Annotated in this window: 21 protein-coding genes; 7 read left to right on the forward strand and 14 right to left on the reverse strand. The window is 60.8% G+C overall.

From position 1 onward, the window contains the following. Positions 1-79 precede the first annotated feature (79 nt). Entirely contained in the window at positions 80-865 is a 786-nt protein-coding gene (locus tag K426_RS15890; RefSeq protein ID WP_066559068.1) for a transglutaminase-like domain-containing protein, read from the forward strand. Next, the gene (locus tag K426_RS31340) at positions 865-1131 is read left to right on the forward strand and encodes a hypothetical protein (protein ID WP_145907345.1); all 267 of its coding nucleotides are present in this window, start codon (positions 865-867) and stop codon (positions 1129-1131) included. The genes K426_RS15890 and K426_RS31340 overlap by 1 nt, the downstream gene beginning before the upstream one ends. Before the next feature lie 176 nt (positions 1132-1307). On the opposite strand, the gene K426_RS33100 is transcribed toward K426_RS31340, so the two are convergent. Both K426_RS33100 and K426_RS15895 read right to left on the reverse strand, forming a co-directional pair. Continuing rightward, positions 1308-1673: a DUF6538 domain-containing protein gene (locus K426_RS33100; RefSeq protein ID WP_443018195.1), complete on the reverse strand. Its 366-nt coding sequence runs from the start codon at positions 1671-1673 to the stop codon at positions 1308-1310. A 116-nt stretch (positions 1674-1789) separates the two neighbouring features. Then, positions 1790-2128: a hypothetical protein gene (locus K426_RS15895; RefSeq protein WP_066559071.1), complete on the reverse strand. Its 339-nt coding sequence runs from the start codon at positions 2126-2128 to the stop codon at positions 1790-1792. Positions 2129-2241: 113 nt separating this feature from the next. On the opposite strand from K426_RS15895, the gene K426_RS15900 reads away from it, so the two are divergent. After that, the gene (locus tag K426_RS15900; RefSeq protein WP_066559074.1) at positions 2242-2601 is read left to right on the forward strand and encodes a hypothetical protein; all 360 of its coding nucleotides are present in this window, start codon (positions 2242-2244) and stop codon (positions 2599-2601) included. 40 nt (positions 2602-2641) lie between these two features. After that, a complete protein-coding gene (locus K426_RS15905; RefSeq protein WP_066559076.1) occupies positions 2642-2962 on the forward strand; it encodes a hypothetical protein in 321 nt (106 codons plus the stop codon). 210 nt (positions 2963-3172) lie between these two features. Here K426_RS15905 and K426_RS33105 read toward each other — a convergent pair whose 3' ends face one another. Next, a complete protein-coding gene (locus K426_RS33105; protein ID WP_197672804.1) occupies positions 3173-3331 on the reverse strand; it encodes a biotin carboxylase N-terminal domain-containing protein in 159 nt (52 codons plus the stop codon). A 42-nt stretch (positions 3332-3373) separates the two neighbouring features. Between K426_RS33105 and K426_RS15910 the strand changes: the two genes are divergently transcribed. Beyond that, positions 3374-4597, forward strand: coding sequence for an IS256 family transposase (locus K426_RS15910; protein WP_066553447.1), 1224 nt, complete (start codon positions 3374-3376; stop codon positions 4595-4597). Between the two features lie 3 nt (positions 4598-4600). Here K426_RS15910 and K426_RS32160 read toward each other — a convergent pair whose 3' ends face one another. The 6 genes from K426_RS32160 to K426_RS15940 form a co-directional block, all read right to left on the reverse strand. Then, positions 4601-4855 carry a biotin carboxylase N-terminal domain-containing protein gene (locus tag K426_RS32160; RefSeq protein WP_066559079.1) on the reverse strand — a complete coding sequence of 85 codons (255 nt, stop codon included), beginning with the start codon at positions 4853-4855 and terminating at the stop codon, positions 4601-4603. A 76-nt stretch (positions 4856-4931) separates the two neighbouring features. Then, on the reverse strand, positions 4932-6104 hold the full coding sequence (locus K426_RS15920) for an acyl-CoA dehydrogenase family protein (RefSeq protein WP_066559086.1): 1173 nt from the start codon (positions 6102-6104) through the stop codon (positions 4932-4934). A gap of 1 nt (position 6105) precedes the next feature. Beyond that, positions 6106-7119 carry an acyl-CoA dehydrogenase family protein gene (locus K426_RS15925; protein WP_066559088.1) on the reverse strand — a complete coding sequence of 338 codons (1014 nt, stop codon included), beginning with the start codon at positions 7117-7119 and terminating at the stop codon, positions 6106-6108. Positions 7120-7233: 114 nt separating this feature from the next. Continuing rightward, the gene (locus K426_RS15930; RefSeq protein WP_066559090.1) at positions 7234-8850 is read right to left on the reverse strand and encodes a thiamine pyrophosphate-binding protein; all 1617 of its coding nucleotides are present in this window, start codon (positions 8848-8850) and stop codon (positions 7234-7236) included. A 78-nt stretch (positions 8851-8928) separates the two neighbouring features. Next, complete coding sequence (locus tag K426_RS15935; RefSeq protein ID WP_066559092.1) at positions 8929-10326, reverse strand: aromatic ring-hydroxylating oxygenase subunit alpha; 1398 nt, start codon at positions 10324-10326, stop codon at positions 8929-8931. A 67-nt stretch (positions 10327-10393) separates the two neighbouring features. Then, complete coding sequence (locus tag K426_RS15940) at positions 10394-12070, reverse strand: FAD-binding protein (RefSeq protein WP_158511748.1); 1677 nt, start codon at positions 12068-12070, stop codon at positions 10394-10396. 746 nt (positions 12071-12816) lie between these two features. Here K426_RS15940 and K426_RS15945 point away from each other — a divergent pair. Further along, positions 12817-15429 (forward strand): TonB-dependent receptor, encoded by a 2613-nt coding sequence (locus K426_RS15945; RefSeq protein WP_158511749.1) that lies wholly within the window; start codon positions 12817-12819, stop codon positions 15427-15429. A gap of 186 nt (positions 15430-15615) precedes the next feature. Beyond that, positions 15616-16458, forward strand: a complete 843-nt coding sequence (locus K426_RS15950; protein ID WP_145907349.1) for an acyl-CoA dehydrogenase — start codon at positions 15616-15618, stop codon at positions 16456-16458. Between the two features lie 325 nt (positions 16459-16783). Here K426_RS15950 and K426_RS15955 read toward each other — a convergent pair whose 3' ends face one another. The 5 genes from K426_RS15955 to K426_RS15975 form a co-directional block, all read right to left on the reverse strand. Continuing rightward, a complete protein-coding gene (locus tag K426_RS15955; RefSeq protein ID WP_066559100.1) occupies positions 16784-17257 on the reverse strand; it encodes an SDR family oxidoreductase in 474 nt (157 codons plus the stop codon). A gap of 54 nt (positions 17258-17311) precedes the next feature. Continuing rightward, on the reverse strand, positions 17312-18289 hold the full coding sequence (locus K426_RS15960; protein WP_066559102.1) for a hypothetical protein: 978 nt from the start codon (positions 18287-18289) through the stop codon (positions 17312-17314). A gap of 70 nt (positions 18290-18359) precedes the next feature. Then, positions 18360-18665, reverse strand: a complete 306-nt coding sequence (locus tag K426_RS15965; protein ID WP_066559107.1) for a 2Fe-2S iron-sulfur cluster-binding protein — start codon at positions 18663-18665, stop codon at positions 18360-18362. Positions 18666-18746: 81 nt separating this feature from the next. Further along, positions 18747-20039, reverse strand: a complete 1293-nt coding sequence (locus tag K426_RS15970; protein WP_066559109.1) for a metal-dependent hydrolase family protein — start codon at positions 20037-20039, stop codon at positions 18747-18749. 28 nt (positions 20040-20067) lie between these two features. Next, complete coding sequence (locus K426_RS15975; RefSeq protein WP_087575151.1) at positions 20068-20523, reverse strand: hypothetical protein; 456 nt, start codon at positions 20521-20523, stop codon at positions 20068-20070. Positions 20524-20794 lie beyond the last annotated feature (271 nt).

The following is a 20794-nucleotide window of genomic DNA, read 5'->3' on the forward strand; positions in this document are numbered from 1 at the left end:
TGGCTGACCTCCAGCCATTATTGCTGACATAAGCTCCTTGCACCCAGAGGAAGCCTTATCTCGATCAATGGAACTGCCAATGACGCTCTCAATTGCTATTCATCTCGACTATGAACTGGCGCGGCCGATGGACATCCTGCTTCATGTCCATGCGGCCCAAATCCCCGAGCAGCGGGTGGAGGATCAGTCTTTCACTCTTCCCCCTTATGAGCATGTCGCAAGCGTCGCGGCGCAGGACGGGATTGGAGAACGCATCTGGATGCGCGCGCAGGACCAACTTATCGTCGATTATACCGCAACCGTCGCGATCAATCGCATCCTGACGCCTTTGGGTCAGCTCGATCGCGTGCCCTTTCATCTATTGCCTGGCGAGACAGTGCAATATCTCATGCCCTCACGCTATTGCCCGTCCGATCGTTTCCATGACTTTGTGGATGCGACTTTTGCAGAGCCCGAGGGCGGCGCGATGGCGGTGGCGATGCGCGAGTGGGTCCATGATCATTTGCGCTATGCTCCAGGCGCCAGCAATGGCGACACGACCGCGGCAGACACCTTCATCATGCGAAAGGGCGTCTGCCGCGACTATGCGCACCTGCTCATCACCTTCGCCCGGGCCGCAGGCATTCCCGCGCGCATCGCCAGCGTCTATGCGCTGGGTGTCGAACCACCGGATTTCCACGCGGTCGCTGAACTGTTTCTTGGCGGAGAATGGCATCTGGTCGATGCGACCGGCATGGCCCGGGAAGCCGACATGGCGAAGATAGGCGTCGGGCGGGACGCGGCGGACGTCGCCTTCCTGACAGCCTTTGGCGAAGCCAGACTGAATACCCAACAGGTCAGTGTCGCACGGTTAGAAGAGGCTTGATGATGATGTTCGTCGACGGACGGCTTTCATGTAGAGATGGTGGGCTCGCTTGGGGCAGCGAGCAGACCAACAAAAATGGTAGCCATATTGTTATGCCCGGTGGCGGTGAGGCAACGGAAGGGGCTTGGACCGATGCGGAACGCGCCGAACTCGCCAACTTAGCCGACCGGCATGAGCTCGATCTCGATACGCTGCTTGTATTGGTAGACCCAGCCGGATCAGGCTCTGATGGATCGGCGCCTTCCGGATTGCATTGCTGTTTTTGAGTTGGCGTCCCTCGCCTTCCCTAAGATCGAAAACCCAAATGCCTTCCGTTTGACGCACATCGACCAGACGCAACTGGCGGATTTCCTCCTGGCGCATTCCAGAGAACACCGCGATCAGGGGGAGCCAGAATTTTTCGTCCCGAATGACATGCATTCCCGGCTTCGATCGCCGATGTTCAGATTGGCACCCCGCCCAGATTGGCGCTTTCGAGAACAACGAACAATTCCTCCGACCGCAGATACAGGCAGCGCGACAGGAACCGCGCTTCTCCTGATTGGTGCCTGTGGAGGCTGCATGTCAATTCGCTGCGTGCCAGCCGTACCCGCAACGCCGTCGGCACTGCCCTCCGGAAGTGATAGACGCCCCCGCGCCTGACCGTATTCGGGATGCCTCCCATCCGTACCAAGCCCCAACTTTGTAGCAGGGTTCTGTAGCAAACGCCCCACCACAGTTCCGGCGTCGTTCGAAAAGCCCCGGTTTGGCAGTATGTTGGGAAAAACTTGGCTGGGGCGGCAGAATTCGAACCTGCGAATGGCGGCATCCAAAGCCGTCGTTCGTCATCGGCCAGCCATGGCGTTTAGATTGGCCGGGTCGACGGCCATGTGACCATCAGGCTTGTACACGAATGCGGCCCTATTGCGCCGATGATCCGCGCAATCAGCGTTGCTTCTTTGCGATGGTCGCCGTGAAGTCCGGATCCTTGTTCGCGACCCAGTCAACGAATTTGCGAACATTCGGATTTTCCAGCAGACCCGCGACCTCCATCCCGTGGCGCTGCAGTTCGGAATTGGTGAAATTGGCAATCAGCGTTTGCTGGCAGATGGAATGCATCGGCACGACATCGCGACCGCCACGGCTCTTGGGTATGGGGTGATGCCAGACGATGGTCTTGCCGGTCGGGCGGCCGCATAGCCAGCAGGCCACCGGCTCCTCTGGAGCTTCGTCTTCCTGCGGAAGACGATCATAGGGATCGTATTTCGAACGCTTGCGGGCCATATATCGATTTAACTGCCTTGATTTCGGTTCGGCTATAGCGATGCGAACGCCGGCATCATATTGGTAAGTTCATAAATCGGCCTCTTGCTAAAAAATCGCGACGGGAAACAACAATGACAGAAGCATTGAAGCCGTGGGATGGCGAACGGGTCCGCAAATGGCTGGAGCGCCGGTTCGAAGCATCGAGGCTGGATCAGGCTGCGGCGGACCGGCGCGGCTATGAGGCGCGGGACGATTATGACAGGGCCGCTGCCGAAGAGTGGGTTTGCCGCGTGCTGAAGGCTGTCGATTGCACGAATGAACAAGCCGGGTTCGCCAGACGCCTTCAGGAACTGATCGGCCAGGACGAATATCCGGCGACGAGCATCTATGACGATGTCCGGTTCGAGCGGCATGTTCGCAGCTACCTCAGGAGGCTCGTCAAGATGACGAAGGCAAATGAGGGGTTCGAGAAGGCGCTGCACCATCAGTGAAAAGGATGAAGTGCCGCCATCGGCATGCTAGGGCCGTTGCATGTCCAATACCCGTAGCCTTGGCGGCACCGTCGAAATCGACGGATCCAAATTTGATTGGCAACTCCTGAGCGAGCCCCGGCTATCCTCTGACGATGGGTGGAAGGGCATGACTGTCTCATTGCGCGCGCAGGGTATGCCGCGCGAGGCCGTGCTCGAATTTCCAACACCCAAGCGCCTGATGAAAGGATTGCCCAAAGGGCGTTCCCACATCAACGACGCGATTGCCGCAAGGGGGGTACGGGCGGCGTTGTGCGCTGGATGGGATCCAGCGTCACGCGGCAAGACGATGATTTTCACGGTCGATGCCAACGGCGACTAGCGGAGCGAAAGCCGCTGGTCTGCACTTGGAGATAAAAATCGGCAGCAGAATGGCGACAAAGGGTCGATAGGATCAAGAATCATCGGCGCATAGTTTGCGGGGGATAGCCCACTCCGGCCGCGATCCGCTTGATCTCGTCGTCATTGTCGGGAAGTGGGTCGCTGGCCGGAACGACGGGAACTCCGGCTTCGATCGCGATGCGCGGAGACCTTATCGCCGAGGGAGCACATCGTGTCGGGCTACGGGCCGATGAACTTGATCCCCGCCTGCGCGCGCTTCCGCGAAGTCCGGGTTCTCAGATAGGAAACCGTAGCCGGAATGTATCGCGTCGACGCGAGCGTTCTTGGCGATCGCGGGACTGTCAGGAATTTCGTGTGCGACGAGGCATAATGGGGAACAAGGAGACCCGGTATGTCACGACGCAAAGAACCCTCGATACCGAACGACATTCTCGATCAGCTGCTTGCCGGCACTGACGCGGCCGCGGCGCTCAGCCAGGGCGGCCTGCTCGATACATTGAAGAAGGCATTTGCCGAACGGGCGCTCAATGTGGAGATGGATCACCATCTTGGCCAGGAGGAGCAAGGGAACAACAGCCGGAACGGCTATGGCCGCAAGACGGTGACGACCGACGGGGGACGGATCGAGATCGAGGTGCCGCGTGATCGGGCCGGCAGTTTCGATCCGCAGCTGATCGCCAAGTACCAGCGACGCTTCCCTGGCTTTGATGACAAGATCATCTCGATGTACGCGCGTGGCATGAGTACCCGGGAGATCACCGGGCATCTGCGCGATCTGTACGGGATCGACGCCTCGCCCGATCTGATCAGCACGATCACCGACGCGGTGCTGGAAGAGGTTGCAGCCTGGCAGCAACGCCCGCTGGACCCAGCCTATCCGCTGGTTTTCTTCGATGCGATCCGGGTCAAGATCCGCGACGAAGGCATGGTCCGCAACAAGGCGATCCATATTGCCCTGGGCGTCATGGCCGACGGCACCAAGGTGGTCCTGGGGCTATGGCTGGAACAGAATGAAGGCGCCAAGTTCTGGCTGCGCGTCATGAACGAACTACGCAACCGCGGCGTCGAGGATATCATGCTGGCCGTCGTTGACGGTCTGAAGGGCTTCCCCGACGCCATCACCGCCGTCTTCCCCGAAGCGATGGTCCAGACCTGCATCGTCCATCTGCTGCGCAACTCGATGGATTTCGTGGCGTGGAAAGACCGTAAGGCGCTCGGAACGGCCCTGAAGGCCATCTACCGTGCTGTCGATGCCGCGGCCGCCGAGGAAGCGCTGACGGCCTTCGAAGCGAGCTTCTGGGGGCAGCGCTATCCTGCCATCGGCCAGAGCTGGCGTCGGGCATGGCCCGAGGTCATCCCATTTTTCGCCTTCCCCGACGAAGTCAGGCGGATCGTCTACACCACCAATGCCATCGAGGCCTTGAACTCCAAGCTTCGTCGCGCTGTTCGTGCGCGGGGCCATTTCCCCAATGATGAGGCGGCCACCAAGCTGCTCTATCTGATCTTGAACCGATCGGAGAAAGAGTGGAAAATGCCGCCGCGCGAGTGGAACATGGCGAAGGCGCAATTTGCCGTTCTCTTCGGCGAACGCTTCATCAGGGCCATGACGGCCTGATGGTCAACCGCCTCGCCGCACACGAAATTCCTGACAGCCCCGGCGATCGCTATTATGCGCTCCCAGTCCAAATGGGCGGCGATCGCGCCCGCCCCCCTCTCCGAGATGGTATGCCTCGTCGGCCTTGAACCGGTGGAGCGATAGCTTGTCCTCCTCAGCGTATATCGCAACCGTGCGAATGCCGAGCTCGGTCGCAGCGCGAAACACGCGGATCGCGATCTCGCTGCGGTTCGCGACGAGGAGACGTGAAATCTTCACGGTTCGCAACCCTTCTCTATGATTGCTCGACAAGGCCTTGGGACTTCCGGCCCATGGCCGAAAGCCGGCAGGAGACCTATCGCGACCGCGGCAACTCCAACACACGGTCAGCAATGATTTCCTTCTGAATCTCGGAGGTGCCGCCGGCGATGGTGACCACCCAGCTGTTCATGAAGTCGTAGGCCCACGGATTGCTCGCGCGGCTCTGGTCATAGTCGAGCATACCGAGACCCAGTATCTCCGTGACCACCTCGCCCAGCGCCTTGTATGTCCCCCCCACCAGCAGCTTCACCATGGAACCCTCCGGCCCCGGAGAGCCGGTACGATCCACGTTGGAAACGTTGGCCACCGCCATCGCCCTATGGCCCAGCCCCTCAGCCTTCAGTTCAGCCAGCTTATCTGCAATCGCGGAATCCTCGATCGCCAGACGGCCATCGGGAAGCCGCGTACGGCGGGCCAGATCTATGGCCCGCTCGACCTTGGCGCTGAGGCTGATCTGGTCGCGAAGGAAGGTGGTCCCGCGCTCAAACGCCAGCGTCGACATGGCCACGCTCCAACCGGCGTTGATCTCGCCCACGACGTTCGAGACCGGGATGCGGACCTCGTCGTAGAAGACCTCGTTGATCGCCGACTCGCCCATCATCGTTTCGATGGGACGGATGGTGATCCCGGGCGAGCGCATGTCGCAGATGATCCAGGTGAGCCCCTTGTGCCGCTCGGACGTGGGATCGGTCCGGACGAGCAGCTCCTGGTAGTCCGCGGTGCTGGCCCCGGTCGTCCAGATCTTCTGACCGGTCACGACGACGTGGTCGCCGTCGATGATGCCCCTGGTCTTCAGGCTCGCAAGGTCTGAGCCAGCACCGGGCTCCGAGAAGCCCTGGCACCACAGGGACTCCCCCCTGAGTATCCTCGGCAGGTGGAACGCCTTGAGCTCCTCGCTCGCTCGGGCGATGAGTGTAGGACCGGCGTGCGTCTGGGCGATCGACATCAGCCCATAAGCGGGGGCGTTGGCGCGCTCGCACTCCTCGAACCAGATCAGCGACTGGATTCCGGTCAGCGCCGCGCCGCCATACGCCTTCGGCCAGTTCAATCCGGCCCAACCGCCTTCGTAGAGCCGGCGCTGCCACGCCTTGTCGTAGGCAGCCGCCTCCTCGCGAGACGACGGCCGCGTCCCGGGGACGTTCTCCTTGAGCCAAGCCCGCGCCTTTTGACGGAACTCGACTTGTTCAGGTGTATAAACCAGGTCCAAATCAGACCTCCATCAGCTGATCGTTGAGGACTTGGTGAAGGGCGGCTTTTTTCCGTCCAAACATGTTCGAAAGCACTATGCCGCGCTTGAGAAAGAGGTGAGCGTTCATCTCGCTCGTAATGCCGACCGCACCGTGAAGCTGAATGTTCGCGTCAGCGTTCTTTCTGGCTGCTTCCTGCGCGATGGCGCGGGCCGCAGCCACCTGCATGGGCGCGTCGCCGCGTCCCATTCCCAAGGCAAGCGAAGCATAGTAAGTTTGGCAGCGCGCATGCTCGGCTCGAGCAGTCATCTCCGCGATGGGATGGCGAACCGCCTGATAGGCGCCGATAGGCCTGCCGAAAGTCTGACGAAACTTCGCATATTCAAGGATCATATCGCGAGCGCCCTCCGCCTGGCCGACCAGCATCGCGGCCGCGAGCAATGAGCCGTGCCACCAAATCTGCGGATCTCCCGCTCGTGCCAACAGCGGCGCATTATCCAGATCAAAGCTGCGCATCACGAGCGTATCATCGAGGCATGGGCAAGCCTCGCCTGCCATGCTCGCAACATCCACCAGTTCAGCCTTGGCGGGTCGAACAAAGACGGCCATCGCGCACTGCCCAGATGAGAGCAGTCGGACGCGCACGCGGCCATTCGATTCCGGCCCGGACGAGACCTCCGGCAACGCGATTCCAACTGCGACCTCCCCGCTGAGTATTGTCTCCGCCAGCTTGGTATTGCCCGCCACCGCGGCGACCCGGGCACCCAGGACGCCCCCAAGCAGCGAGAGGGGGCCGAGATTACGACCTAGCTCACGGAATAGCAGCACCTCCTCGGCATAGCTCAGGGCTAGGCCGCCCCATTCCTCCGGCATGCTCATGCGCAGCCAACCCAGATCTGCGAAGGTGCGAAGCGAGGCGTCATCGACGGCCTGCCGCTGATCGCCCTGGAGGCGTTCGAGGGGCAGCTCGTTGGCTATTCCCTTGCTGAAGGCAGCTTGGAGGCCTTCCTGCTCTTCCGTCAATAAAAGGTCCATCGCAACCTACGCTCCGCTAATCCGAAATATCTCAATTCTGCCGCAATCCGCACCGCCCAGACTTGGACCGCCGATTAGCTCGATGCCGTCCTGGGTGCCCGTCCCTTCCCTCGCTCAATGGAACGGGTTCGGCATGGTCAGCGTGTCGATCTTGAGATCGATCAGAAGGGGACCCTTCCGGTTCTGGATCGCCTCGATTGCCTTCTCCAGGTCGTCCTCGTTCCGCACGGTGACCCCTTGGCCTCCGAGAGCCTCGGCCAAGGGGGCGAAGTCCGGCCAGTTCATAAGTGCGATGTCATGCGGCAGATCGCGCACGGTGAACTCTGCGACCTCCATGCCGTAGGCGCTGTCGTTGCAAACGACACAAACCAGATCCACGCCCATCCGGACCGCCGTATTGAATTCCAGCAGGCCGTTGTTCATGAAGCCACCATCGCCAGTGACGAGCAGGGTCGGCAGGTCGGGCGCCGCGAAAGACGCGCCTACGGCGGAGGCGAGACCTAGGCCGATGCAACCAGACATGATCCCGAAGTAGTAGAGCTGCGGGTTCTTGACGCGGAAGACCTTGAGACCCTCCACCACGAACCGGCCGCAGTCGTTCACGAGGACGCGATCCCTGGGCAGGGCGTCGCCAATCGCAGTCAGCGCTTTGTAGAAGTCGACGGTCGTCTCGGTCGACGTGTCCGGCAGTTCGAGATGGGACGATGCCAGACGTGCCGGCAGGGCGGGATCCAGGTAGCCGCTCGGCGGGATTTCCGCCATGTCCAGCAGGCCGATCAGAGCTTCGGCGACAAGGTCGACCTCGCCCAGCAAACCTGCGTCGGGTTCGACGAACCTGCAGATCGCCGCCGGATCATTGTCGCACTGGATGACCCGCTTGCCCTCGATGAAGGCGCCCCGGCTGGTCGTGTAGGAATTCATCGAGCAGCCGAAGAACAGCACGCAGTCGCTGGCGACGATCTCATCCACCGCCGCGGGGGTCGACAGGGTTCCGAAGACCCCCAAGTTGAAAGGCTCGCCTTCGAAGAGCTCCCTGGCCTGAACAGTCGTCGCGAGAAGCGCGCCGATGCGCCCAGCCAGCTTGATGAGCGCAGCCTTGCCACGCTCAGTGGCCGCGCCGCGGCCCGCCACGATGATAGGCTTCGATGCCGCGGCGATCATCCCGGCGGCGTTGTCGAGATCGTCGCTCGCCGGCACGAGCGCCCGTCGCTCGAAGTTCAAGAGCTTTGTCGGCCGGTACTCGATATCAGCCCACTGGAAGTCAGTCGGAAAGTTCAGCGCGATAGGCCGCTTCTCGAGCTCCGCGCGGCGAAATGCCCGCGCGATGTCACCCAGCAGCGTCTCGGGCGAGATTGCCTCCTCGAACCCCGCGCCGATCGACAGCACGAGTTCCCGCTGGGCGATGTTCTGGGTGCTCTCCCGGTTGGTGTGGGCGGTGTCGCCGCACAGCAACACGAATGGGACACGGGACTTCACGCCCTCGACAAGCGCGGTGATCGAATTACACAGCCCGGGCCCGTGGGTGACAGTCGCGACGCCCACCTTGCCCGCGCACCGACCATATGCAAGTCCCATGAGGACCGCGCCGCCCTCGTTCCCGGCCGGCACGTAACGGCCGCCAAGCTTCCTGAAGGTGTCCAGGACGAAGATGTTGGCGTTCCCCAAGACGCCGAAGATCGGGTCGACGCCGTGATCCAGCAGAGCGCGCGCAACAGCCTCGTGCCCCTTCATCGTCCTCTGTTCTACCACTGACAAACGCCTAACTCCTTTTAGCGCCGGCGATCACGCGGCTGACACGCCGCGGACCGCTCACTTCGCGAGATACTGGTCGACCATGCGGTGCAGGTTGCGGCAGCGCATGTCCGTGTAGCGGCCGAACGTGAGTTCACCGTCCGGTCCAAGAGCCCTCAACCCCTCCTGCTGGGGCCCCATGTTCGCGACGTCCTGATCGAGCAGTCCGCCAAGATACGAACCGTTGAATTCCGGAGCGTCGCCAAGCGCTTCTTCGGGACCGAGAAGCCGATACTGGGCGGGCGGCGGGTTCGTGCCCTTCGGCTTGATCTTCATGAGGAAGATTTCCATGAGGCTGCGCTCGTGATCCAGCCCCAGGGGGCGGATACGGTAGCAGATCTTCACGGTGAACCCGCCCCAGATGTGGGTATTAGGGAAGAGGTCGTAGGAGAATCCATCCACGAACTCCCCGTCCGAAAGGTCGGAGAAGTCGTAGCCGGTTTCCTTCTCGAGGTTCTCCCGCGCCATCTGCGCGAGGTAATTCCTCATGGTCTGTCCAGGCTTGATGGACTTCGCCAGATCCCTGCCCGGAGGACCTCCGCGGCTGCCGTTCGTGAGCGCGAGCCTGACCCGCTGCTCGTCCGAGAGGTGATCCGGCCCGCTCCACGCCTCGCTGATCACCCCGAGAGGCACGACGAAGCGCGTCACGTGGTCGGAGATGAGGTCATACTGGACCTGGTCGTAGCCGGAATAGGGAACCGCCTGCGCATGGGTGGCGACGACGTGGGAGGACTCCAGGAACGCCTCGGCAACCGCCTTCCAGTTCGCATCGACAACCTTGCCGAGGTGTAGCGCCTTGTAGCAGTCGTTGATCCGGAAGTGGTCCATGTGCTCTGGATAGTCACCGAGAAGGCCCAGCATCGGCTCGGCGTCGGGATCGAAGTTGATGAAGATGAACCCCGCCCATGTCTCGAGGCGCAGTTCGGGAAGCCCGAACTCCTCCTGGTCGATCTGCGGGAAGTCCCATTCGAACGGATTGTGCTGGAACGTTCCGTCGATGTTCCACACGAAGCCGTGGTAGGGGCAACGCAACTGCCTTTTGCAGCCGCCATGCGTCGCCAGCTTGCGTCCCCGATGCAGGCATACGTTCTGAAGAGCCTTGATCGAGCCATCCGGCTGACGGACGATCAGCACCGACCTTCCAACCAGATCGAAAACGTAGGTGTCGCCGGGGTTGGGGATCTCCTCCTCACGGCACGTGTATTGCCAGGTCTTAAGCCAGACCTTGTCGACCTCCTTCAAGAAGTGCTCGCGACTGGTGTAGTTGCTCGCTTTGATCGGCTTCACACCGAGGTCGACCGGATTGTGATAGCGGGATACCGGCGGCGCGGGCGGATCGACATCCCGGTCAATCACCTGTTGGTAGGTTATCCCAGGTGCCTTGGCGATTGGGTCGGCGGGATCGAAGTTCTTCACATATTGTCTCCTGGCGTTCAGGACCGTTGATGGGTTGGGGGGGCGACAGCCGCGCGGTCGGGAGCGGCTACCCGGACGACGCGACCGCCTTCGCTGCGATGAAGCCGAAAACCGCTGACGGGGCGATACTGGCGCCAGCACCCGGGTAGGTAGCCCCGAAAGTTGGCGCAGCTATGTTACCTGCGGCATAAAGCCCATCGATAGCCGTGCCGTCGTCGCGAAGCACCCGGGCATTCTCGTCGCAAACGAGGCCGCCGGCCGTGCCGACGTCTCCAGGAAAAAACTTCACTGCGTAGTACGGACCCTTGTCGATGCGCCCTAGGGTCGGGCTGGGCCGGTGAAACGGATCCGCATAGTAGGAGTCGTAGTTGCGGTCGCCGCGCCCATAGTCCTCATCGCGTCCCTTATCCACGAGGTCGTTCCAACGTGAAACGGTCGCGGACAACTGCGAAGCGTCGATGCCGCAAAGACGCGCAAGATCCTCGATCGTGTCGGCGCGCTTCATGTAGCCGCTGGTGAACCACTCTTTCGGAGTCTGGAATGGCAATCGGCCCGCCCAAGCATAACGACTTCGATTCCGATGATCCATGATGGCCCAGCATGGCACAGCGGGACTGGCCTTCTGGCGCGCATACATCGACATGCCCGTCGCGACGTAAGATCCGGCCTCGTTTCCGAACCGCTCACCACTCTGATCGACGCCGATGCAGCCCGGCTTCGCCAGTTCCGCGGCGCAGAACGCTCGCTGTCCGCTTGGCAGGATCGAGGTCGGAATCCACCAAGCGAAATCCATCTTGTCAGTAGCCGCGCCCAGTTCGACGGCCTGCTCCATGACCTCGCCGGTGTCGCCCGGATTACTGGCCGTCCAAGCCGTCGAACTCGGCGTCGGCCCATGCTGCTCGCGCATCCTCGCGGAATGCGAGAAACCGCCGGCAGCTAGGAGCACGCCATGGCGGGCGTGGAACTCGAAGCGCTCACCATTCCTAGAGCACCGAACTCCCGTGACGCGTCCATCGTCAGTCAGCAACTGCTCCATCGGCATGTCGATGACGACCGGTACACCTGCGTCCAGAACCAGCCTGAGCAGGCGCGTGACCAGCGCCGCTCCCAAGCCCAGATAATGTTTTCCCAAGATGCGCTGCTTCGCCATGCGATAAAGCATTCGCCCGACCATAGCCGCGCCCTTCAACCTGGCTTGGGCAAGAAGGATGTAGCGCATCTCCGAAGTCATCAGCGGATATGGGTTCGCTGTCCCATGAAGGTGGTCATACCAAGGGCCAAGGATGTGCCCGTCCACAAGTTCTGACTCTATCGAGCGGCCCTCAACCAATCCGCCAGGAAGCTCGTCGTGGTAATCGGACCGATATGCGCAATGCTTGAACGGTATCCCGCGATCCTCAAGAAACCGAACCATTTCCGGCCCCTCGGCAAGAAACGCGCGCCACCGCTCGGGTGTCGAACCGCGACCTCCATCCTCACCGACAAGGTTCGTGAGGTAGGTCCATGCCAGATCATGGCTGTCCTGCACGCCCTCCCGATCCAGCACCGGACTTATCGGGATCCACAGCACGCCACCGGACAGACCAGTTGAACCGCCGACTTTGCTCTGCTTTTCAACAATTATAGAGGAAAGGCCCAGCGCCTTCGCCTTCAGAGCTCCAATGAGCGCCCCGGCCCCGCTTCCCACAATTACGAGATCATAGTCGCGTTGCCCGGAGGCTGGGACGTCTCCCGGACGGATCACGCCACACCCCCATGTTGCGTCTTCAACACCGCCAGCAGGTTCGCCACGCATTGATAGGCGACAACGTGGGCGCTCTTCTGCCCCCTCAACGTTTCAGGACCAAACACGCGATGCGCCCGCTCACCTGGAGCGTTCAATCTGTTCGTTGTGACTTTCACCAACCCTCATCCCACTTGCGGCGCACAGCCGTCGATCCAGCGCATTGAATGCGCTCGCATGGCTCGAGGCACCGTTTCTTATGCTCATCCTTAGAAAGGGTCGCATGGCTCCGAGGATGGGACTATTGTGTATTGAGATGCGTGTGTCGGCGGTAAGCACTACTGGGCAGAACCAAACTGGCGGCATGCATGAAGGAGCCGCTGATCAACCGCCTGGCGCGTCACACTTCCAGGATAGAGCCCACCGCTAATGAACTCCTCGCTCATTCCGATTGAACCCGCTGACGATTTCAGGCTTAGGGCGCCTTTGGCGGTCATAATGGACAAAAGCCGTAAGCCAGCCAGAAAAAGACACTTATCTTCCCCCCCTGTCTTGTTCAGCCTGACTAGCGCGCTGACCTTGCGATCGAGCGCGCATCCAACGAGAACAGGCTCCGAGGGGAATTAGGCGACATGCCAGGACACCACCTGCTCTTCGTCACAGCGCCACTCGACAGTTCTCAACAGACGTAATTGAGCTTTCTTAACGTCGAATCCGCCAGGCAAGCGACAGAATATATTTATAATTCTAACATGAGGGAGGGAATGATGGGTAAGGTAACGAGTGAGCGTTCAGCCGCGAGTGGGCTAAATCGCCGGCTGTTTCAGATTTCGGCAGCTTCGGCTTTGGCGCTAGTCCTTGTCGTACCAGAGGCCAGCGCTCAGGCGGCGGAGCAAGGAGAAAACTCCACCAGTGGCGGCGTGGGCGATATCGTCGTGACAGCCCGTCGTCGTGAGGAAAAGCTACAGGACGTGCCTCAGGCAGTCAGCGTCATGAGCCAAGAGCAGCTGAAGACGGAGAACGTGCGCGACCAAAGCGATCTTCAGCAGAAGATACCTTCGTTGAGCGTGGCAAGTCGTTTCGGACGTACCGGCGGAACCTACGCGATGCGCGGCTTGTCAGGCCAAAGCTCGTCCACTCCCACGGTCGGCACCTACTTCGCGGAAGTCCCGACGCCCACCAACAATGTCGGGTACGACGGCAGCGCCGGGCAGTCGCTTTATGATCTACAGTCAATACAGGTTCTCAAGGGTCCGCAAGGCACGCTTTTCGGGCGGACCACAACTGCGGGTGCCGTGCTCGTCACGCCGGCCGCGCCCGACCTTCACGACGTAAAGGCGAGCGGCACGCTTGCTTTGGGGAACCTTGATTATTTCCAAGGCACGCTAGCGGTGAGCGTACCCATTGTCGATGGCATCCTCGCCATTAGGTTCGCCGCCAACTACAATCACCGCCGAGGCTACACGAGGGTCATCGGCTCAGACAAGCGACTGGACGAGCTGAACAACGAATCTCAGCGAGTGAGCCTGCTGTTCCAGCCAACTGATTGGCTCAAAAACACGACGATTTATGATCGTTTCCATGCAGACCAGTCCTCAAGCTCCTATTTCGCCGTCGATACGCCGGCGAATTTCGGCTTGTTCAACCTTCCGGCCAACACGCCTTTCTTCAATGGCGTGTGCGCCCAGTCGGTGGCCGTGGGTCTCTCTTCGAGCGTGGCGGCATGCTCCGCGCAGCGCTTGGGAATTCTAGCATCGCTGAAAGCCAATATCTCAGCCGAGGTGGCGCGCATCGCCCAGGGTGGTGACGAGCGTCGTCGGGTCAACGCCGGGAACACCACGTTCTTCCAGGACAGGAACACGCATGAGACCCTGGTCAACCGGACCGAACTCACGCTTCCCGATATCGGCCCGGTTCAGCTACAGCTGAAGAACATCTTCGGGTACCAAACGACCAAGGGCTATTCCGGCGTAAACGTCGGTGGCATCGACGAATTACTTAACCTCTATATCGGTGTGGGTGCGGGGCTCGCCGCAAACCAGGCTGGCAATAAGGCGGTAATCTCAACCGGTCCGGTCGAGAAGTTCTACTCGAACGAAACACAGCTTTCCGGCAATCTGTTCGATGACCGCTTGATATTCGTCGCCGGTTACTACTATCAGCACGCGCCCAGCACCTCCGATTTGGCTCATGTCGGCGGTTTGCAGAAGACCCTCGGTGGCGTCACGACAGTCAATCTCGGCTTCTCCGCCGGGCGCCCGTTCACGGTAGGTGGACGTGCGAACCAGAGCGCCTTCTACGGTCAGGCCACGCTAGGTCTGGACGGGCTGGTAGACGGCGTTCATCTGACCGCCGGCGTTCGCAAGACAAAAGATGATTTCATCCTGCGCACCCAGGCGGCCGGGATCAATCCTCTGACCGGCGTGCTGTCGCCTTCCATCGTCACGATCAACACGACGACGGGCGCCATCACCACTACACCCTCGCCAATCGCGACGCAGACCCTGAAAACCAGCGGTGTTAACTATAATTTCTCGATCGACTATAAGGCGACGCCGGACCTTCTGATCTATTTGACGACCCGCAAGGGCTACGTCCCCGGGGGCTTGAACAATTCGATTGCCGCTGGCGCACCGGCGTTCAAACCTCAATATGATTCCGAAACGATCAAGGACGTCGAAGCGGGTATCAAGTGGGACTTCAACCTCGGTGACACGAATGGTCGTTTGAACGTTGCAGCATACGAGGCACGCTATTCGGGCATACAGCGGTCGTTTACGTCGATCGTGAATGGAGCCGCGACCTCCTATGTTGCCAACGTGGCCAAGGCCAAGCTGCGCGGGGTTGAGGTCGAACTCACGGTCCTGCCCATTTCAAATCTGCGCGTAGGGATCAACTATTCGTACAACGAGGCCAAATATACGCAGTGGCTTGGAGCCGATCCTTATGGCGCAGCGCCAGCAGGAACGAACATCGATCTGTCGAACAACCCGTTCCAGAATGCTCCGAAGCACAAGGTGAACCTCAACGCGACCTACGACATCCCTCTCTCCGGCAACAACGGGACCATCTCGTTGACTGGTCAGTATACCTACCAGTCCGAATCGTCTGGCCTTACGGCTGCGGAGCGATACGCCCAGATCTACGGTACAGCCGGGCGACGGGCGGCCTATGTGAACGGTTACGGCCTCGTCAACGCGCGCATCGACTGGCAGGATGCTCTCGGCATCAAGAATGTCGTCGCCAGCTTGTTCGCTCGGAACGTCTTCGACAAGGTTTATCAAACCTCGGCCACAGCTCTCAACAACACGTTGGGCGTTTCGACGAAGCAGTTCGGCGAGCCCCGCGTGATCGGTGCGAGCCTCTCCTTCGACTACTAAAGGCTGTAATGTGATCGATCGAATGGTTTTCATTCGATCGATCACTTCGCGACGGCCGAACGCACTGCTCTCCTGATCGCATAACAAATCTCGGACGACGGCGCTGCCGCGCGGCTCAGCATTCTTCAGAAGAAATTTCAAAGCCTCGTCGTCCCCAATAATCTCAACTTAGGCGAAACCCAAAAGATGGACGATCCGGAGCCCTTTATTGACCGTATGGCGGTTCAGCATGACTGGTCGGACGAACGGAGGTTCGCGCGGCTGGCGGCTACTCTAGACCATGACACATCCCCGTGGCCGGCGGCGGTAGTGCCGCCACTTGGCCACTGGCTCTGCTTCCTTCCAGGCGAACGTCAGAGCTTGATCGGCGCGGATGGGCATCCTACGCGCACCAAGGATGGCCTGCTTCCCGATGTCGGGCTCCCGCGCCGGATGTGGGCCGGCAGCAGGATCAGTTTCCTGCAGGATATGCCGCTGAACGCTCCAATCGAGCGAACGTCCACCCTGATGGTGGCAGTACCAAAGAGCGGTCGATCCGGCAGGATGCTCTTCGTCACCGTCGAGCATCGCATCAGCGTAGCTGGAGGCGATGTCGCCATCGTCGAGGAACAGGATATCGTTTATCGCGAGGCGGCCGCTCCGGGCGGATCATTCGTCCGAACCGCGGCCGATCCAGGCGAGAGCGACCCCACGCTCTTGATGGTCACGCCGGATCCGGTGATGCTGTTCCGATACTCCGCGCTAACCTTCAACGCCCACCGCATTCACTATGATCGCCAGTACGCGCGCGATGAGGAAGGCTACCCAGGATTGGTGGTGCAAGGCCCGCTGATCGCCACTCTGATGCTTGACCATCTGTTGCAGCACTCGAAGTCTCGCGTCGCAAGCTACAGCTTTCGCGCAGCCTCGCCCTCGTTTGCAGGCGAACCCATTGCTCTGGGTTTTAGGCAGGTCGGCAACGAAACGCAGCTACGCGCGGTCGGAAGCGTCGGTGTGCTCATGACTGGCACCGCGGAACTCAAACCATGAGCACTGCGCTCTCTCCTGTTTGTTCCCGCAGACGAGGAGGCCCGTCTCCATCGCCATGATTGACGACGGCGAAGCTTGGGCACGGGGCGTTGAGTGCGCACCCACGATGGAACGGGCTGCCAAAGCCAACTAATCAGACCTCGCTGGGCCGCGGCCCCCTCACCTCTATTTCCGTCACTCTTTCAAAGACATTGGCCAGCCTCGCCCTCGCGCTGCAATGGGAGGTGCGTGAATTGCGCAGTCAGTTGCCCCTTCCTTCGCAGGGTGACGGGCGATAATGGGCTAAATCATCAAAGGCCAAACGAACGGAGCGACACGCACTCCTTCACCCTCCCCGCATGACTGGAATGAGCGCGCCGGTGACGGCGCGCACGGCGGGCGAGGCGAGAAACAGAATGACCTCCGCCATCGCCTCCGCCTTTACCCATTTCGAGAAGTCCTCGTTCGGCATGTCCTGACGGTTGGTCGGCGTGTCGATCACGCTGGGGATCAGCGCGTTGACCGTGACGCCGGTGCCGGCGAGTTCCTCGGCCAGCGCCTCGGTCAGGCGGTGCACACCCGATTTCGACGCGGCATAGGCACCCATCCCCGCCTTGAGCGCGGGCAGCGCCAGCTTGGTGATCGTGGCGTTGGTCATCAGGTTCATCGCCTGCATCTTGGCCCAGGAGTCGAGGCCGCCGTCTTCGAGCGTTTCCCAGGTGAAACCGCCCGCGACGTTGACCAGGACGTCGATCCCTCCATGCGTGGCGGCAACCCGGTCGAGCGCGGCCTGTGTGGCCTCGGCGTGGGTGAGGTTCACGCCGCCGATGTCGAGCGCGCCGGCAAGCGGCTCACAGCCTCTCCCGGAGGTCGCCTAGGCCGCCGATCTCGCCGGCTGGACGCGATCGCCAAGCGCATGCATGAGTGTCCCAAGATATCCCGGAATTGACCGGGGCCAGCCGTCAGCCTCTGCTTCGCAGTCAAGGAAGCGGCGATCTCCCAGGACGATCAACTCGCGCAGTCCAGCGTCGAGAGCCTCCACAGCGTCGCACCAGTGGTGCGGATGCTGGATCCTGACGTCCCCCTGGCTATAGACCGTGTCGCCGATCCTGCAACTGCCGGAGACCACGATCCGGACCAACTCCGTTCCAAACCGGGCGCGCGCCATGGCGCGGCGGTTTGGATCGACGTCCGTGCATATGACCATCGGCCCCCGCCTGGGATCCCCCATCAGGGCCAGCGACGCGCGCACACCGGGGGACACTTCATCCCAATTTGCACGATCCTCGTAGCTCCCGTTGAGCTTTCCCATCCGGAGTTTCGGCGCCAATGTCGTCGCAATAGCGGAAGGGCCTGCCCCCATGGCCGGATCGTCGGACATGACGTCGCCTACCGTCCCGAAATCGCTAGCGATCCCCTTGAGCATCTCGTTTTCTAGATTGGGATGGAACTCCACGGCGGGCCGCATCTTCTGACCGCGGCTGTCGCCCAAGACCACAATCTCCCATTGGCCTTCAGGGCCGTAAGTGACCTCGCCGTGCCCTGGATAGACGCGCCAACCTTCCTGGAAGCGGAATTCGCCCGCGCCGTAGACATCGGGCTCCATGTGAATCCGCCCCTTCAATGCCACCCTGAAGCTGTCGCTGGCATGCGCATGCGCGGGAGAGACGGGAAGGATCGAGTGTGGCGCGGCATTGAGCAAGCTGATCACGGGCCCAGCCTCCTCGTCCCCCACCATAATCAAATTAAACACGAAGGCGCCCCCCTTGAACTGATACCAGTCCCGGGAATCGTGGAAGCTCATGTCGACATGGTCTTCAAACGCCTTTGGCGCTCCACGAGTACGAAACATTCGAGGCTCCTCTCAGAAATCTACGAAGTCGCTCAATCAGAAGCGGCATTTTCTTATGGATCGAAGAAGTTCAGTCGAACGTGATCTTCACATTGGGGGTCAGGGGCTTTGCCTGGCAGCCCAGTACGTACCCTTCCGCGATGTCACCATCATCCAGGACTTCATTGTGGTCCATCGAGACCTGCCCTTCGACGAGTGTGCAAAGACAGGCGCCGCACTTTCCCACCAAACAAGAAAAGGGCGGCGTAAGGTCAGCCTGGAGCATGACGGCGACAAGCGAATGAGCGCTGGACCAGCTGAGATTGTGATCCGTGCCGCCCAGCACCACTTCGAGGTCGGCGGTGATGATGGCCACTTCGGATTCAATGGATACCATAAAGTCTGATCCTCGCCGGGCTCGGCACTAATGACCCAGCCAACTCAGAGTGAATGGGAACCCAGCCTGCCGATGCATGGGCTACTGCTTCACGATATCTCCGCCCTTCATTACGAACTCGACGTGCTCGAGCACGCTGATATCGGCTAGTGGGTCGCCGGTCGTCGCAATCAGATCGCCGAAGCGTCCGGGCTGGATGCTGCCGACCTTGTCGGGGGCGCCGATCAGCTCAGCCGCATGGAGCGTGGCCATCTGGATCGCTGCCATCGGCGGAATGCCAGCCTTGGCGAGCAGCACGAACTCATGGGCGTTCTGACCAGGCCGCGTGTCCGTCCCGAAAGCAATGCGGACGCCCATCCTGTACGCCGTGAGCACATTCTGCCCGGTCAGCCGACCCAGGGTGGTGATCTTCTGCCGACCGGACTCGCTGAGCATTTCCGGATGGGCGGCCGCCAGGTTACCCAGATCGAAACCGGCCTGGAGCGTCGGGACGAACCAGGTTCCCTTGGCCTTCATGAGCTTGAAGGTCTCGGCATCGGCAAAGGTGCCATGCTCGATAGAATCGACGCCCAGCGCCGCGGCATGTTCCACCGACGTCTTGCCATGGGCGTGAGCTGCGACCTTCATGCCTAGCGCGTGCGCGGTGTCGACGAACGCCTTGATCTCGTCGTCTGTCATGAGCATCGCCCGGGGATCATCGCCGTCGCTTGCCATGCCCCCGGAGATGGCGATCTTCACAAGATCAGCGCCCGCCTTGTGGCGGGAGCGCGCCAATTCAATGGCGTTCTCCGGACCGCTGACGACATTATCGTCCCACTCTGGCTTGTGCAGGGCTGGGTCCAGCCCCATGCTCATGTCTCCATGCCCCCCGGTCGGCGCGATCATCCCGCCCGAAACCCAGAGACGCGGTCCCATGACCTTGTTCGCGTTGATCGCCTTCTTCAAACTCACCACGACAGGGGTGTAGCCGGATACGTCGCGAGCCGACGTGAAGCCTCGTTCCAGCAAGGCGCGCGAATTGCTGATCCCGGTGACTAACTGGTCAGTCGGGGGAGTCTTCACCAAGTAATTGATGATCGGCGCTTCAAAGTTTATCGATAGATGGACATGGCAGTCGATAAGTCCCGGAAGGACCGTTTTGCCGGTCAGATCCACGACCTCGTAACCCGCTGGCGCGAGGTAGCCGCCAGTCACTTCCTGGATCACACCGTCGTGGATCAGGATCGAAACTCGCTCTCTCGGTTGGGCCGAAACACCGTCGATAAGCCTTCCGGCGTGCACCACCACGTCCTTCGCGAAGCTGGCCGCGGGGACACACAACACACCGGCCGCCATCGCCAAACGGCCGACAACTCCGAACAATCGATTGCCCATTCTCGATCCTTTCATCCCCGCGCCACGATCACTCGGGAAGATTCTCGAGGGTGCGCTTTCCGATGGAGGCGATCATCGCGGCGTGTTCGGGGCTGGCATCGGCAGAGGCTCGAGGAGCCATGCCCTGAATGTCGCCGAATATCTCGACCGACATGCAACCCTCGGGACCTGCGGTAAGGGGCCCGTAAAACTCTCCCGGGCCCGACGTGAAGACGTCACCGGAACGCAACTCCTGCCCATCCGGCGTGAGCACCGATCCCTTTACGACAACCTCCATGCGATGCGTATTATGGGCATGACGCTCGAGAACGTGGCCTGGGGGAAGCTGCAAGAGCATCACTGAAGCAGGGTTGTCTGACTTCTCACCGAGCGCGACAACGCCAAGGTTGATACCCTGTTCGTGAGCGATCTCTCGAGCGAACCCGAACCCGTCCGTAGTCATCTCCGCGAGTACGTCGCATTCGGAATGCCGATATATTCTCATGATCCTCTCCCTACTGCTGCTGCTGCAACACGATTATCGCGCGACAGTGCTCAACGAGGACATCCGCGATAAGTGCGTTTTGGCGCGTCCCGGGAGAATTCGACTGTTATGCATGCCCGGCTTGGGCGGCGCACAGTTCTTCTGGAGAGAGACAGATGCCTCTCACCATGGTCATCGGCGCTTCTGAACTACGGCCTCCAGTTCGCGGGAACTCCAGCTCTCAGCCCAGCTCAGCCGCGGCGCATTCCAGGCAGGCCATGCAGACCAATGC

The organism is Sphingobium sp. TKS (assembly GCF_001563265.1).
Classification (GTDB): Bacteria; Pseudomonadota; Alphaproteobacteria; order Sphingomonadales; family Sphingomonadaceae; genus Sphingobium.